We start from the raw sequence: 16,932 nt of genomic DNA on the forward strand, positions 1-16,932 counted from the left end.
GTTCCCACGGTTTCCGCGGTCGGCGGGCCGGCCGGGCACTGGGTCGTTTGCGCAATTGGCCCGGTATCCATGGCGCGGATGGTCTTGATCGATACCAGTTGCCTTCCGGGCTCTCCACGGGCTGATTAGCGTCTCAGTCGAAGGCGGCGACAACCTGTCGGCGTCCATGACTCGGCGATGGGCCCGGTTCTGCCCAGCGGATTCCGCTCGCAAGGGAAGGACCTTCCGGGCACATTCCTCTCGCCGCTTGTCCCGTCCCGTGGGGAGGAAAGGTTGGCTGTGTCCGTCGCGCCTTCCACGAGCGCTCACGCCTCGGCGCCGATCGCGATCACGGGTATTGCCTGCCGTCTGCCCGGTGGCCGGAGCCCGGAGGAATTCTGGCGGCTGCTCAGCGCCGGACGCCATGCGATCGGCGAGACCGCGCACGGGCGCTGGAGCGTGGAACAGGCCGTCGAGCACGGCGGTTTCCTCTCCGAAGTGGCCCATTTCGACGCCGAGTTCGCCGGGGTCACCGCGGCCGAGGCGGCCGCGATGGACCCGCAGCAGCGGCTTGCGCTCGAACTGGCCTGGGAGGCGATGGAGTCCGCACGGTTCGTGGCGGACCCCCTTCGTGGCAGCCGGTCTGGTGTGTATCTGGGAGTGTCGTCCGACGACTACGCGGCCCTCACTCGCGCCCGCGGCGCGGCGGAGGACCGCTACACCCTGACCGGCACCCACCGCTCCATGATCGCCAACCGGGTGTCGCACCTGCTGAGGCTGGGCGGCCCGAGCGTCACCGTCGACTCGGGACAGTCCTCCTCCCTCGTGGCGGTGCACCTGGCCTGTGACAGCATCCGCCGTGGCGAGGTCGACCACGCCTTCGTGGGCGGCGTCAACCTCAATCTCGCCCCCGCCTCCGCCAGGGCCGTCGACGCGCTCGGTGTCCTCTCCCCGGACGGCCGCTGCTACACCTTCGACGAGCGGGCGAACGGCTACGTGCGCGGCGAGGGCGGCGTGATGCTCGTGCTCAGGCCGCTCGCCGACGCGCTGGCGGACGGCAACCGCGTACACGGCGTGATCCTCGGCAGCGCGGTCAACAACGACGGTGCCGGTCAGGCGGATCTGACCACACCGGACCCCTCCCTGCAGACCGATGTGCTGCGCGCCGCCTGTCGGGCCGCGGGCGTCGAACCCGGTGCCGTGCAGTACGTCGAGCTGCACGGCACCGGGACCAGGGCCGGCGACCCGGTCGAGGCGGCCGCGTTGGGAGCGGCGCTCGGCTCCGAACGGCCAAAGGGCGCGCCCCTGCGCGTCGGCTCGGTGAAGACCAACATCGGTCACCTCGAAGGGGCGGCCGGAATCACCGGGCTGCTCAAAGTGGTCCTGTCTCTCACCCACCGTCGGTTGCCCGCGAGCCTGAACTTCGCCCGGCCCCATCCGGCGCTCCCGCTGTCCGAGCTGAACCTGCGGGTACAGACCGAGACTACCGCGTGGCCGGAGGAGGAGCGGCCGCTGGTGGCGGGGGTCAGCTCGTTCGGCATCGGCGGCACCAACTGCCATGTCCTGCTCGCCGAGCCGCCCTCCGTCGAGCCGACGCCGCCCGGCGAATCTCCGGCGGTGACGCCGTGGGTCGTGTCCGCCCGTACCCGACAGGCGCTGCGCGGCCAGGCGGCACGCCTCCTCGACCACCTCGACCGGCACGATCTGCCGGCCGCCGACGTCGGATACGCGTTGGCCACCACGCGCACGCTGCTCGAACACCGCGCCGTGGTCTTCGACCGGCAGGAGTTGGCGGCCCTCAAGGAACAGCTGCCGGGACCCGTGCTCGGTACGGCGGGGGAACCGGGGCGCACCGTCTTCGTGTTTCCCGGCCAGGGCTCCCAGTGGTCCGGTATGGGACAGGCACTGCTGGAGGAGTCGGCGGTGTTCGCGGCACGGATGCGCGAGTGCGCACGGGCCCTGTCCCGGTTCGTCGACTGGGATCTGTTCGACGTACTGCGCGCACCGATGACCGGCGACGGTGTCGTGCAACCTGCCACCTTCGCGGTCATGGTGTCGCTGGCCGAACTGTGGCGATCCCACGGAGTGCTGCCGGACGCGGTGATCGGGCATTCACAGGGCGAGATCGCCGCCGCCTGCGTCGCCGGAGCGCTCAGCCTCGAGGACGCCGCACACGTCGTGGTGGCGCGCAGCAGGGCCGTCGAGGCGATCAAGGACCGGGGCCGCATGGGCATGGTCGCCCTGCCCGCGGCCGAGGTCGAGCCGTTGCTGCCGCGGGGCGTCACGATCGGCGCGGTCAATGGCCCGCGTTCGGTCGTGGTGTCCGGCGACACCGAGCCGGTGCGAGAACTTCTGGAGTCCCTGTCGGCCCGGGGCGTGTGGGTGCGCACGGTGCCGATCGACTACGCCTCGCACTCCCCGCACGTGGACGACATCCGGCCGGCGCTGCTCGATGAGCTGGCCGCCGTTCGCCCCACGCGCTCCGCGGTCCCGCTGTTCTCCACCGTCACCGGGGACTGGATCGACGGCACCGGACTCGACGCCGGCTACTGGTGTCGCAACCTGCGGGAGACCGTACGGTTCGAAACCGGCGTGCGGGCGCTGGAAGCCGAGGGCTTCACCGGGTTCATCGAGTGCAGTCCGCACCCGGCCCTGGTCATGCCGGTTCAGGAGACCACCGGGTCCCAGGCCGTCGTCGTCGGTTCGCTGCGCCGGGACGACGGCGGCCTCGGGCGCTTCCTGCGGTCGGTCGCCGAGGCCCATGTGCGGGGAGTGGAGGTGGACTGGCGGCCCGCCTTCCCGGACGGACAGCCGGTGGACCTGCCCACCTACGCCTTCCAGCGCAGCAGGTACTGGCTCGACGAGCCGGCGCATGGGCCCGAGCCGGCGCATGGGCCCGAGGCGAGGACACCGCGGGCGTCGCGGCGTACGGAGGAAGGGCGGCGTGCCGCCGCGTTGCGCCTGGTGCGCGAGCACGGGGCGGCGCTGCTCGATCGGGACGACCCGGAGTCGCTGGCCGTGGCCGAGTCGTTCCGCGACCTCGGCTTCGACTCGCTGACCTCCGTCGAACTGCGCAACCGGCTCGTCGCGGCCACCGGCGTACAACTCTCCTCCGCCGTGCTGTACGACCATCCGACCCCCGCGGCGCTGGCCGACCATCTTGCCGCCCGGCTGGACGGTGAGCGTCCCCGGGCCGCCCAGGCGACGGTCGCCACCGCCGCGACGGACGATCCCATCGCCGTCGTCGCCATGAGCTGCCGCCTCCCGGGCGCGGTGACCTCGCCCGAGGATCTGTGGCACCTGGTGGCGGAGGAGCGTGACGCCATCGGCGGATTCCCCACCGACAGGGGCTGGGACCTCGCCGATGGCAGCACCGCCACCCAGGCCGGCGGATTCCTCGACGGCATCGACACGTTCGACGCGGCCTTCTTCGGCATCTCCCCGCGCGAGGCCACGGCGATGGACCCCCAGCAGCGCCTCCTGCTGGAGGGCACATGGGAGGCGCTCGAACGGGCGGGAATCGTGCCCGAGAGCCTGCGCGCCACCCGGACCGGGGTGTTCGTCGGCGCCAGTGCCCAGGACTACGGGCCGCGCCTGCACGAAACCGCGCATGGCGCCGAAGGGTTCCTGCTCACCGGCACCAGCGCGAGCGTGCTGTCCGGCCGCGTGGCCTACACCCTCGGCCTGCGGGGGCCCGCCGTCACCGTGGACACCGCGTGCTCGTCCTCGCTGGTGGCCGTGCACCTCGCCGTACGGTCGCTGCAGCAGGGGGAGTGTTCGCTCGCCCTGGCCGGCGGGGTGACCGTGATGTCGACCCCGGGCATGTTCGTGGAGTTCAGCCGCCAGGGCGGACTCTCGCCGGACGGGCGCTGCAAGGCGTTCTCCGCTCGGGCCGACGGCACCGGCTGGGCCGAAGGACTGGGCGTTCTCGTCCTGGAGCGCCTCTCCGACGCCCGGCGCAACGGCCACGACGTCCTCGCGGTGATCCGCGGCACCGCCGTCAACCAGGACGGGGCCTCCAACGGGCTCACCGCGCCCAGCGGACCGGCGCAGGAGCAGGTCATCCGGCAGGCCATGGCCCAGGCCCGGCTGGCCCCGGACGATGTCGACGTGGTCGAGGCACACGGCACGGGCACCGTGATGGGCGATCCGATCGAGGCGCACGCCCTTCTCGCCACCTACGGCCAGGACCGGGAGCACCCCCTGCTGCTCGGCTCGCTCAAGTCGAACATCGGCCACACACAGGCCGCCGCCGGGATCGCCGGGGTCATCAAGATGGTGCAGGCCATGCGGCACGGCATCGCGCCGAAGACCCTGCACATCACCGACCCGACCGCACACGTGGACTGGTCGGCGGGAGCGGTGCGGCTGCTGACCGAGGCCACACCGTGGCCCTCGCGCGGCCGTCCGCCCCGCGCGGCCGTCTCCTCGTTCGGCATCTCCGGGACCAACGCGCACCTCGTCATCGAGGGCGTCCCCGCACCCGGGCCGGACCGGACGCCCGACAGTGGCAGCACCGTGCCACTGCTGCTGTCCGGGCACACCAGGCAGGCGGTGGTCGACCAGGCACGGCGAGTGGCCGGGGCCCTGGCCGGGGCAGGTCCCGACGATGTCGCCTTCTCGCTGGCCACCACCCGGCAGCACCAGCGGCACCGCGCGGTCGTCGTCGGCGGGGACCGCGACGCGCTCCTCGCGGGGCTGGGCTCCCTCGAGGCCGACGACGCGTGCACGGCGTCGGCCGGCGCACTCGCCTTCCTCTTCACCGGTCAGGGAAGCCAGCGCAGCGGGATGGCGGCGGAACTCCAGGCGCGGTACCCGGTGTTCGCCCAGACCTTCGAGCGCGTATGCACCGGATTCGACGCGCACCTCGATGACGGGCTGAAGGCCGTGGTGTTCGACGGATCGAATCTGCTCGACCGGACCGTCTACACCCAGGCGGCGCTGTTCGCGGTCGAGGTCTCCCTGTTCCGCCTGGTCGAGAGCTGGGGACTGCGCCCCGACTACCTGGTGGGGCACTCCATCGGTGAGCTCGCCGCCGCGCATGTGGCCGGTGTGCTCGACCTGGCCGACGCCATCACGCTGGTGGCCGCAAGGGGCAGGCTGATGCAGGCGCTCCCGGGCGAAGGCTGTATGGCCGCGATCGCCGCGACCGAGCAGGAGGTGCTGGCCCAGCTGCCCGGGGCGGACGGGTACGCGGAGATCGCCGCCGTCAACGGGCCGCGGGCCGTGGTGATCGCCGGAGACGAGTGGGCCGTCACCGGGCAGCTGCGCCACTGGGAGCAGCAGGGGCGCCACACGCGCAGGCTGCGGGTCGGCCGCGCCTTCCACACCGCGCATATGGAGCCCATGCTGGCCGACTTCCGCGCGGTCGCGGAGACACTGACCTTCCACGCACCGGCGATCCCCATCGTGTCCAATGTGACGGGCGCGGTCGCGAGCGACGAGGAGCTGTGTTCCCCGGACTACTGGGTGCGGCATGTGCGCGCGGCCGTGCGGTTCGGCGACGGCGTGCGGTGGCTGTACGACCACGGCGTCACGGACTTCCTGGAGCTCGGGCCGGATGCCGTGCTGACGACGCTCGGGCCCGAATGCGTCGACGGGGAAGCGCGGTTCGTGCCCGCGCTGCGCCGTGACCGCTCAGAGGTGGCCACGCTGACCGAGGCCGTATCAAGGCTCTACGCACACGGTGTCGGCCTGGACTGGGTAGCCGTCTTCGACGGCACCCCGGCACGACGCACACAGCTGCCCACCTATCCGTTCCAGCGCAGGCGCTACTGGCTGGACCAGCCCCCCGGCGCCGGGTCCTCGCCGGGAGCGGTCGGGCTGCGCCCGGCCGGTCATCCTCTGCTCGGCGCGCGGATCGCGCGGCCCGACGGCGATGGTGTGGAGTTCACCGGCGTGTTGTCCACCCGCACCCAGCCGTGGCTGGCCGACCACGTCGTGGGCGGGACCGTGCTCGTCCCGGCCACGGCCTTCCTCGAGATGGCCGTGCACGCCGGTGGCGTGACGGGCTGTCCCACCGTCGAGGAGCTGGTGATGCTCGCGCCGCTCGCCCTGCGGTCCCAGGAGACCGTCGAACTCCGGGTGGGCGTGGGGGAGAAGGACGCCGAGGGACGCCGGGCGCTGAGTGTGCACTCCCGGCCGGTGGACGGCGATGACGAGTGGACACGGCATGCCACCGCCACCCTCGTCCCCGCGTCGGCCGCCCCGCAGCGGGTCCTCGGCCACTGGCCGCCGGTGTCCGGCGTCGAGCTGTCCCCGCAGGACCTCTACGGCGGGCTGGCCCAGCGCGGGCTGGAGTACGGTCCGCGCTTCCAGAACGTGCGGCGGATCCGGCGGGTCGGCGACGAGGTGTTCACCGAGGTCGAACTGGACCCGGACCTCGCGGGCCGGGCCGGTGAGTTCGCCCTGCATCCGGCGCTGCTCGACGCGTGTCTGCACGGTGCCGGCGCGCTCGGGCTCTTCGACGGTGCGAAACTGCCGTTCTCCTGGCAGAAGATGACCGTCCACGCCACCGGTGTCGCCACTGTCCGGGTGCACACCATGCGCACCGGCGAGGACACGGTGTCGCTGCGGATCACGGACACCGCCGGAGGGCCGGTCGCCGACGTCGAGGCGCTGAGTGTCCGCACGGCCGGTCCTGTGGTGCACGACGACCCGTTCCTGAAGGTCGAGTGGGCTCCGGTCACCCCGGCGTCGACGCCATCCCGTGTCGCGGTAGCGGACGACGGGGATCTCTCCCGGTGCGCGGGAGAGCGTCCGGATCTCGTGGTGGTGCCGTTGTCCCCGGAGGCGGACCTGACCCTGCCCACAGCCGCCCATGCCACGGCCGATCGGGTGCTGGAGCTGGTGCGCTCGTGGATCACCGACGAGCGGTTCGCCTCGGCCCGGCTGGTGCTGGTGACCCGGTCGGCGGTGGGCGCCCGGCAGGGCGAGGAGGTCCCGGGCCTCGCCCAGTCCCCGGTGTGGGGCCTGGTGCGTTCCGCGCAGCGTGAGCATCCCGGCCGATGCGTCCTGCTCGACCTGGACGCCGACATCGAAGCGGCGCGGGCCCTTCTGGACGTACTGCCTCTGGACGAGCCGCAGTTGGCGGTGCGCGCGGGCACACTCCTGGCCCCCCGGCTGACGCGCGGGCGACGGCCCGCCACCGTCCGCGGATGGAACCCCGACGGCACCGTGCTGATCACCGGCGCGTCCGGAGGGCTCGGCCGGCTGGTCGCCCATCGGCTGCTCACCGAGCACGGCATGCGCCACCTGGTGCTGGCCGGCAGGCGGCCGGTGGACGTGGCGGAGTTCGGCCCCGGTGTCAGCTGGCGCTCCTGCGATGTCGCCGACCGTGACGCGGTGGCGGGGCTGCTGGCCTCGATCCCGGCCGAGCATCCGCTGACCGCGGTGGTGCACGCGGCAGGCGTCCTGGACGACACCGTGATCTCCGGGCTGACCACCGAGCGGCTCTCTTCGGTACTGCGTCCGAAGGTGGACGGGGCGTGGCACCTCCACGAGTTGACCCGGGACCTCGACCTCGACGGGTTCGTGCTGTTCTCCTCGGCCTCCGGCATCCTCGGTGCCGCCGGACAGGCGAACTACGCCGCCGGGAACACGTTCCTGGATGCCCTGGCCCAGCATCGGGCGGCGCAGGGGCTGCCCGCCACGTCGCTCGCGTGGGCCCCGTGGGAGCAGACGGGCATGGCCGCCGAGTTGTCCCGTACCGACCTCGACCGGCTGGCGGACATCGGCATGCCCACCCTGTCCACCGACGACGGCCTGGCGCTGTTCGACACCGCGCTGCGGCTGGACACCCCGCTCCTGGTGGCGGTGGGCCGCACAGCAGGACAGCCGCGGCCTGCGTCCGACGACCCGGGGCCACTGCTGCGCGGCCTGGTTCCGATGGCGTCGAGGACGCGGCCCGAGCGGGACGCCTCCCCCTCGACCTGGTGCGGCGGGAACTGGCCGGCTGCCTCGGGCAGGGCCCCGACGAGGCGATCGACCTCGACCGTGGCTTCCGGGAACTGGGTGTGGACTCCTTGATCGCGGTCGACCTGCGCAATCGGCTCAACCGGGAGACCGGACTCGCGCTGTCCCCCACGGTCGTCTTCGACCACCCCACTCCGAACCGGCTGGCCGCCCTGATCGCCCAGAAGATGGCGCCCGCCGAACCGGAGCCGGTGGACGAGGCGGCGTTGCGCAGGGCGCTGGCCACGGTGCCGGTGGCACGTCTGCGCGCCGCCGGTCTGCTGGACGCTCTCCTCACGTTGGTGGTCGAACCGTCTGCCCAGGTCGAGCCCCCGGCGTTCATCGACCAACCGGGTGGCCCCGAGGAGCCGGACAGCGTCGACGTACTGGACGACCTCGGCGAGTTGGACGGCCTCGACGAGCTGGACGCGGACGACCTGGTCAGGCTGGCCCGTCGCAGCCTGGAATCCTGAGCGAGCCGGAGACGACACCGATGAGCGAAACAACCGCTGCCGCGGTCACCGAGGCTTTGCGCGACAGCATCCGTGAGGTCCAGCGGTTGCGCAGGAAGAACCACGACCTCACCGCCGCCGCGCGCGAGCCCTTGGCGATCGTGGGAATGAGCTGCCGCTACCCCGGTGGCGTCCGCTCGCCCGAGGACCTGTGGGAGCTGGTCGAGCGAGGCGGCGACGCCGTCACCGGGTTCCCGGTCGACCGGGGCTGGCGGCTGACCGAGCTGTTCGACCCGGACCCGGCGCACCCCGGCACGTCCTACTGCAGCCAGGGCGGGTTCCTCCACGACGCAGGCGGGTTCGACGCCGAGTTCTTCGGCATAGGCCCGCGCGAGGCCCTGGCCATGGATCCGCAGCAGCGGCTGCTGCTGGAGGCGTCCTGGGAGGCGCTGGAACGCGCCGGACTCGTACCGGGCACCCTGCGCGGCAGCCGCACCGGAGTCTTCGCCGGAGTGATGTACCACGACTACGGGCCGCCGCTGGAACACACCGCGGGCGCGGTCGACGGGCACCGGCTGACCGGTACCACCGCCAGCGTGCTGTCCGGCCGCGTCGCCTACACCCTCGGGTTCGAGGGGCCGGCGGTCACGGTGGACACGGCCTGCTCCTCGTCGATGGTGGCGATGCACCTGGCCGCGCAGTCCTTGCGCAGCGGTGAGTGTTCGCTGGCGCTGGCCGCCGGTGTCACCGTGATGGCCACGCCCGGCACCTTCGTGGAGTTCTCCCGGCAGCGGGCACTGTCCCCCGACGGCCGCTGCAAGTCCTTCGCCGCGGCGGCCGACGGCACGGGCTGGTCCGAGGGGGTCGGGGTACTCGTACTGGAGCGGCTGTCGGACGCGCGTCGCCACGGCCACCGGGTACTGGCTCTGATCCGCTCGACGGCGGTCAACCAGGACGGCGCGAGCAGCGGGCTCACCGCCCCCAACGGTCCGTCGCAGGAGCGCGTGATCCGCGCCGCGCTGGCGGGCGCCGGCCTGTCCCCGGTCGATGTGCACGCCCTCGAGGCACACGGCACCGGCACCAGGCTGGGCGACCCCATCGAGGCCCAGGCCGTGCTGGCCACGTATGGGCAGGACCGTCAACATCCCCTGCTGCTCGGCTCGTTGAAGTCCAACATCGGCCACACCCAGGCCGCGGCCGGGGTCGGTGGCGTCATCAAGATGGTGATGGCCCTGCGGCACGAGCAACTGCCCAGGACGCTGCACATCGACCGGCCCTCGCCGCTGGTGGACTGGGACAGCGGAGCGGTAAGGCTGCTCACCGAGCCCGCGCCCTGGCCGGACACCCAGGGCCCGCGCCGCGCCGCGGTGTCCTCGTTCGGCATCAGCGGCACCAACGCCCACGCCATCATCGAACAGGCACCCGCGGCCGAACCGGCGGCGCCCGTGTCGGCCACGGCGCCACTGACCCTGACCAGCGTGCCGCTGGTGGTGTCCGGACGCACCCCCGAGGCGCTGAGGGCGCAGTCCGGCCGGTTGTCGACCGCGCTGGCCGACGACGCCGACCTCACCGCGGTCGGTGCCTCGCTCGCGCTCGCCAGGTCCGCGTTCGAACACCGCGCCGTACTTCTCGGCCGGTCGGCGCGGGAGCTCCGTACGGGGCTGGACGCACTGGCCCGCGACGAGCCCGCCTCGACGACCACGCGTGCCACGGCGGGCCCCCGCAAGGTCGTGTTCGTCTTCCCGGGACAGGGTCCGCAGTGGGCGGGGATGGCGGTGGACCTGCTGGAGAACTCGCCGGTCTTCGCCCAGGCGATGGCCGACTGCGAGCGCGCGCTGACCCCCCATGTGGACTTCACCCTCACCGATGTGGTGCGGTCCGGGGAGTTCGAGCGGACCGAGGTCCTGCAGCCGGTCCTGTTCGCGGTGATGGTCTCGCTGGCGGCGCTGTGGAAGTCGGTCGGGGTGGTGCCGGACGCGGTGATCGGCCACTCGCAGGGCGAGATGGCCGCCGCGGTCGTCGCGGGCGCGATGTCCCTGGAGGACGCGGCCCGTGCGGTCGCGCTGCGCAGCAAGGCCATCGCCGAGGGCCTGTCCGGCCGCGGTGGCATGCTCTCCATCAACCTGCCCTTGGACGAGGTCCGATCCCGTCTGGAGGGCCTCGAGCGGGTGAGCGTGGCCGCGCTCAACGGCCCCACCTCCACCGTGGTCGCGGGCGATCTCCCCGCGCTCGCCCGGCTGGAGTCCGCGCTGTCAAAGGAGGGCGTCTGGTCGCGGCGGGTGCCCATCGACTACCCCTCCCACTCCGCCCACGTCGAGCCGATCCGGGAGCGAGTGGAGGAGCTGCTCGCCCCGGTCCGGCCGGCCGCCACATCGACGGCGTTCATGTCCACGGTGACCGGGGACTGGATCGATACGAGCGAGCTGAACGGTGAGTACTGGTACCGCAACCTTCGCAGGCCCATCCGGTTCGAGCCGGCCACGCGGGCCCTGCTGGCCGCCGGCTTCGACACGTTCGTGGAGTGCAGCCCGCATCCGGTGCTGCTGGTCGGCGTCCAGGAGACCATCGACGACGTCGGCGCCGGGGCGGCGGTCCAGGGCACCCTCCGGCGTGGGCAGGACGAGTCCGACTGCTTCCTCGGCTCGCTGTCCGCCCTGCACGCACACGGCGTCGCGGTCGACTGGGCGAGTGTGTTCGCCGGGGCCGGACACGGACACGGACACGTCGATCTGCCGACGTACCCCTTCCAGCACCGCCACTACTGGCTGCCGAGCGGCAGTGCGGCGGATGTGCGGACCGCGGGCATGACAGCCGTGGACCACCCGCTGCTGGGCGCCGCGGTGCGCTTGGCGGACCACGGTGACACGGTGTTCACCGGTGTGCTGTCCGCCGGTGCGCATCCGTGGCTGGCCCATCCCACCGGGGCGCATTCCGCACTGCTGGAACTGGCGGTGCACGCCGCGGCCGACGCCGGTTTCGACCGCGTCGACGTCCTGCGCCACGTGGACCCGCCACGGCTGACCGACTCCGGCGTCCTCCGTGTCCAGGTGCGCATCGGCGCCGACGGCGCCATCGACGTGTTCTCGCAGCCGGACGAGGAGACCCCGTGGACCCGCAACGCGATCGCGAGCGCCGGCGTCGCATCCCCGGACACCGGGGCCGGACTTGCGCAGTGGCCACCGGCCGACGCCGAAGAGGTGAGCCCGCCGGATGGCTCATCCCCCCTGCTGGGGCGCGTCTGGCGGGCCGGTGGAGAGCTGTTCGCGGAGGCCGGCCTGGAGCGGGAGAGCGAGGCCGAGCCGTACGGTCTGCATCCGGAGCTGGTCGGTGCGGCGCTGAGCCTGGTGGCCGCCGAGGACGAGACACCCGTCCTGTGGCACGGCGTACGCCCGCACGCCGTCGGTGCCGCATCGGTCCGCGTCCATCTGCTGCCACTCGGCGAGCACACCTACGCCATGCGGATCACGGACGGGGCCGGTCAGCCCGTGTACACCGTCGAGTCCGTGACTCTCGCGGCGGTGGACACCACGCGGGTCCGGCACCACACACCGCTCCACCGACTGGACTGGACGGTCACGCGGCTGCCCTTCGCGGAAGCGGGCCGGTGGGTCCTGGACGGTGAGGACGAGCACGGGCTGCGCGCCGTCCACTCCGGCATCCAGCGGTTGCCCACGGTGGACGGGCGGGCGGACGTGGTGCTCGCCGCCTTCGGGCCGGGCCACGAAGGGGCGGACATCGCCGCCCAGGCACGCGAGGCCACCTCGCGGGCGCTGCACCTCCTCCGGTCCTGGCTCGCCGAGGAACACCCCGCCGACGCGCGGTTGGTATTCCTCACCCGCCGGGCCGTGTACGGCGGCACCGAGCTTCGCGACACCGTCCAGGCCGCGGTGTGGGGGCTGGTGCGCACCGCGCAGACCGAGCACCCGGGCCAGTTCGTCCTCGTCGACCTCGACGGCACCGAGGCGTCCTCGCGCGCCCTGCCGGGCGCGCTCGCCTCGGGTGAGCCGCAGATCGCCCTCACCGAGGGAAGCGCCCGCGTACCCCGCCTCGTCGCCACGCCCACCGTGGCCGGCACACCGCGGGCCCTCACCGGAACAGCGCTGATCACGGGCGGAACCGGTGCGCTGGGATCACTCGTCGCCCGACACCTCGTCGCCGAGCACGGCGTACGGCACCTGCTGCTCACCAGCCGCCGTGGCGAGACCGCCGAGGGCGCCTGCCCACTCCGTGCCGAGCTGGAGTCCATGGGGGCCAAGGTCACCATCGCGGCCTGCGACGCCGCCGACCGCGACGCACTCGCCGCACTGCTCGCGTCCATCCCCGCCGACCGGCCGCTGACGGCCGTCGTGCACGCGGCCGGAATCGTCGACGACGCCGTGATCACATCGATGACGGACGATCAGGTGGCACGGGTGCACCACCCGAAGGTGCGGGCCGCGGTCAACCTCCATGAACTCAGCAGGGGCGCCGACCTCCAGGTCTTCGCGCTGTTCTCCTCGTACTCCGGACTGGTGGGCAACGCCGGACAGGGCGCCTACGCGGCGGCCAACGCCTTCCTCGACGCGCTCGCACAGACCCGGCGCGCACAGGGCCTTCCGGGCGTGTCGATGGCATGGGGCCTGTGGGACGACCGCGGCGGTGTGACCGCCCACCTCGCCGCGGACGACCTCGCGCGACTCGCCCGTGCGGGGATCGATCCGCTGACCGCGGACCAGGGACTGGCCCTGTTCGACGCCGCACTGCGCACCGATCACCCGGTGACGGCACCGGTGCGGCTGAACCTCTCCGTACTGCGCGCACAGGCGGGCGCCGGCACACTGCCCGCTCTGCTGCGCGGACTGGTCAGGGCCCCGGCGCGGCGGGCGTCCGGCACCTCGGCACAGCAGCCCTCCGCGTTGGCGGAACGGCTGCGCGAACGCCCCGCGTCCGAGCGGCCGCGACTGCTGCTCGACGTGGTCCGTGACGAGGTGCTCACCGTGCTCGGTCACCCGAAGTCCGGCGCGCCGGACATGACGCGCCCCTTCCGTGACCTGGGCTTCGACTCGCTGGGCGCTGTCGAGCTGCGCAATCGCCTCGGCGCGCGCACCGGGCTGAAACTGCCCACCACCGTGGTCTTCGACCATCCGAGCCCGGCTGCGCTCGCCGAGCATCTGCTGGCCGAACTGCTGGGCACGGCAGCCGAGTCGGTGGAGGGACAGACGGCCGTGGCCGCGACCGTCGACCCCATCGCGATCGTGTCGATGGCCTGCCGCTTCCCCGGCGGCGTGTCCTCCCCGAGGACCTGTGGCAGCTGCTCGAGGAGGGCCGTGACGTGCTGTCGCCCTTCCCCGAGAACCGGGGCTGGGACCTGGAGCGCCTGTACGACGACGATCCGGACCGGGCGGGCACCAGCTACGCCCGAACGGGCGGATTCCTGCACGACGCCGACCGCTTCGACGCCGCCTTCTTCGGCATATCCCCGCGCGAGGCGCTGGGCATGGACCCGCAGCAGCGGCTCGTGCTGGAGTCCGGGTGGGAGCTGTTCGAACGCGCGGGCATCGACCCCGCGGCCCAGCGCGGCACCCGGTGCGGGGTGTTCATGGGCACCAACGGCCAGGACTACGGCACCGGGATCGACACCGGCGCCCTGGACGCCGAGGGCTACCTGCTCACCGGGACCGCGGCCAGCGTGCTGTCCGGGCGACTGTCCTACACCCTGGGTTTCGAGGGACCCGCGGTCACCGTGGACACGGCCTGCTCCTCCGCGCTGGTCGCCCTGGACGCGGCGGCCAAGGCGCTGCGCGCCCGGGAGTGCTCGCTCGCGGTGGCAGGCGGCGTCACCGTCATGTCCACACCCAATGCCTTCGTCGAGTTCTCCCGGCAGCGCGGACTGGCCCCCGACGGGCGCTGCAAGGCGTTCGCCGCGGCGGCGGACGGCACCGGATGGTCCGAGGGAATCGGCCTCCTGCTGCTGGAACGCCTCTCCGACGCCAGGAAGAACGGCCACCAGGTGCTGGCGTTGGTCCGGGGAGCGGCCGTCAACCAGGACGGCGCCTCCAACGGCCTGACCGCGCCGAACGGGACCGCCCAGCAGCGCGTCATCCGGCAGGCGCTCGCCGACGCCCGGCTGGCCCCCTCCGAGGTGGACATGGTCGAGGCGCACGGCACCGGCACGGCGCTGGGCGATCCGATCGAGGCCGGGGCGCTGCTCGCCACCTACGGCCAGGACCGCGAACAGCCCCTGCTGCTGGGCTCGGTGAAGTCCAACCTTGGCCACACCCAGGCCGCCGCGGGCGCCGCCGGGGTGATCAAGGCGGTGCTGGCGATGCGGTACGGCGTCATCCCCAGGACGCTGCACGTCGATCAGCCCACCCCGCATGTGGACTGGTCGACGGGCGGGGTGTCCCTGGTGACCGAGCCGACGCCGTGGCCGTCGGCCGACCGGCCCCGCCGGGCCGGAGTCTCCTCGTTCGGCATCAGTGGCACCAACGCCCACACTGTCCTCGAACAGGCCCCCGCCGAAACCGCGCCCGCGCCGGCGCCTCCCACGGTGGCCACCCCGGTGGTCGCGTGGGTGCTCTCGGCCCGCGGCGCGGCGTCCCTGCGGGCCCAGGCCGCCCGCCTGCGCTCCTGGCTGACGGACCGCCCGGACCCGGACCACAGCCCGGCCGATGTCGGCTGGTCACTGGCGACCGGCCGCTCGCTCATGGGACACCGTGCGGTGCTGGTCGGCGGCAGCCGCGAGGACCTGCTGGCCGAACTGGGCCACCTCGCCGACGGCCACCTCACAGACGGCGTAGGCCAGGCCAGGCCACAGCGGCTCGCCATGGTGTTCTCCGGGCAGGGCAGCCAGCGGCCGGGTATGGGACGTGGGCTGTACCGCGCGTTCCCGCAGTACGCGGCGGCGTTCGACGCGGTGTGTGCCGAGTTCGACCGCCACCTCGCACTGCCGCTGCGCCACGTGGTCCTCGGCGCCGACGCCGAGGTACTTGACGAGGAGCTGCTCGACGACGAGGTGCTCGACCGCACCGAGTACACCCAACCGGCCCTGTTCGCCATGGAAACCGCCCTGTTCCGGCTGATGGAGCACTGGGGGGTCGCTCCCGATCTGCTCCTGGGGCATTCGATCGGCGAACTGACCGCGGCGCACGTCGCCGGTGTCCTGACGCTGCCCGATGCCTGCACGCTCGTCGCCGCGCGGGGCCGGCTGATGCAGGCCGAGCCCGCGAACGGGGCGATGGCCGCGATCGAAGCCACCGAGGAGGAGATCCGGTCCGACCTCGGCACCGGCGTGGAACTCGCCGCCGTCAACGGGCCGTCCGCCGTGGTGATCTCCGGGGACGCCGACGAGGTCGACCGTGTCCGCGAGCACTGGCGCTCGGCCGGACGCAGGACCAGCAGGCTGCGGGTCAGCCACGCCTTTCACTCCGCGCACCTGGACGGCATGCTGGAGGAGTTCCGCACCGTCGCCGAGAGCGTCCGCTACCGTGCGCCGGCCGTTCCCGTGGTGTCGAACCTGACCGGCACGGTCGCGAGCGACGAGGAACTGTGCTCACCGGAGTACTGGGTGCGGCACGCGCGCGGCTGTGTCCGTTTCGCCGACGGGGTGCGCGCGGCCGAGGCATACGGCGTCACCGCGATCCTGGAACTCGGCCCCGACAGCATCGCCGCCGGCATGGCCGAGGACAGCCTGTCGGACCCCGTCTCGACACTCGTCGTGCCCGCGCTGCGCCGTCACCGCGGTGAGGTGTCCGCGCTGACCGGAGCGCTCGCCGACCTCTCCGTGCGGGGTGTCACCGTCTCGTGGTCCTCGGTCCTGGCCGGTCGCGGAGGCAGGCGCGTCGACCTGCCGACCTACGCCTTCCAGCGCGAGCGCTACTGGCCCGCGCGCGACGCGGGCGGGAGGAAGCCTGCCGACGCCGCGACAACGGGGTACGCCACCGATGTCCTGGAGCCGGATGGCGGTGAGCCACGTGACGGTGAGCCACACGACGTTCCGCGGCCCGCGCTCACCGAACGGCTGGCGCCCCTGACCCGGCCCGAGCGGGTCGGCCTGCTGCTGTCGGTCGTCCGCCAGGACATCGCGAAGGTGCTCGGCCACCGCACCGTCGCCGAGGTGGAGCCCACGGTGTCGTTCGCCGAGCTGGGCATGGACTCCCTGGCCGCCGTCCGCCTGCGCAATGTGCTGGCCGGGCGCACCGGTACCGAACTGCCCACCGCCCTGATGTTCGACCAGCCCAGTGCGGAGGCGCTGGCGGAGTACCTGGCCACCGTGGTCCTGCCCGATGACCGGCAGCAGGTCGACGCCGTCTTCCGCCGGCTCGACGACGTGGAGTCGGCACTGCCCGCCGTACGGGCCGACCGTGCGGCGCGCTCCCGGCTGGCCGCCCGGCTGCGGAGCCTCAGCAGCCGACTCGACGACTCCGGTGAGCCGGACGAGGTGGACGGCGTCCCCGACGACGAGTTGTTCCGGCTGATCGACGAGGAGTTGGAGCTGTGAATGTTCGCCTGTGCGACCGGCCCGGTGTCCGTGGCCGCGCTACCCGGGCGCCCGGCTTCGACGCCGCGC

Annotated in this window: 3 protein-coding genes and 2 pseudogenes; all 5 read left to right on the top strand. The window is 73.0% G+C overall.

Annotated elements, in window-relative coordinates; translation table 11 throughout:
• Positions 1-279 precede the first annotated feature (279 nt).
• The 5 genes and pseudogenes from BLV72_RS46860 to BLV72_RS52500 all read left to right on the top strand — a co-directional run bounded on the left by BLV72_RS46860 (position 280) and on the right by BLV72_RS52500 (position 16,863).
• The gene (locus BLV72_RS46860) at positions 280-8,007 is read left to right on the top strand and encodes a type I polyketide synthase (RefSeq protein ID WP_167746465.1); all 7,728 of its coding nucleotides are present in this window, start codon (positions 280-282) and stop codon (positions 8,005-8,007) included.
• The gene (locus BLV72_RS48285; protein ID WP_167746466.1) at positions 7,914-8,405 is read left to right on the top strand and encodes an acyl carrier protein; all 492 of its coding nucleotides are present in this window, start codon (positions 7,914-7,916) and stop codon (positions 8,403-8,405) included. The genes BLV72_RS46860 and BLV72_RS48285 overlap by 94 nt, the downstream gene beginning before the upstream one ends.
• A gap of 140 nt (positions 8,406-8,545) precedes the next feature.
• Positions 8,546-11,440: pseudogene (locus tag BLV72_RS52490) on the top strand (type I polyketide synthase); the annotation flags it as partial.
• Between the two features lie 681 nt (positions 11,441-12,121).
• Positions 12,122-16,245 (top strand): annotated as a pseudogene (locus BLV72_RS52495) (type I polyketide synthase); the annotation flags it as partial.
• 177 nt (positions 16,246-16,422) lie between these two features.
• Complete coding sequence (locus BLV72_RS52500) at positions 16,423-16,863, top strand: phosphopantetheine-binding protein (protein ID WP_280143061.1); 441 nt, start codon at positions 16,423-16,425, stop codon at positions 16,861-16,863.
• Positions 16,864-16,932 lie beyond the last annotated feature (69 nt).

Origin of the sequence: Streptomyces melanosporofaciens, from assembly GCF_900105695.1 — a bacterium.
GTDB lineage: Bacteria > Actinomycetota > Actinomycetes > Streptomycetales > Streptomycetaceae > Streptomyces > Streptomyces antimycoticus.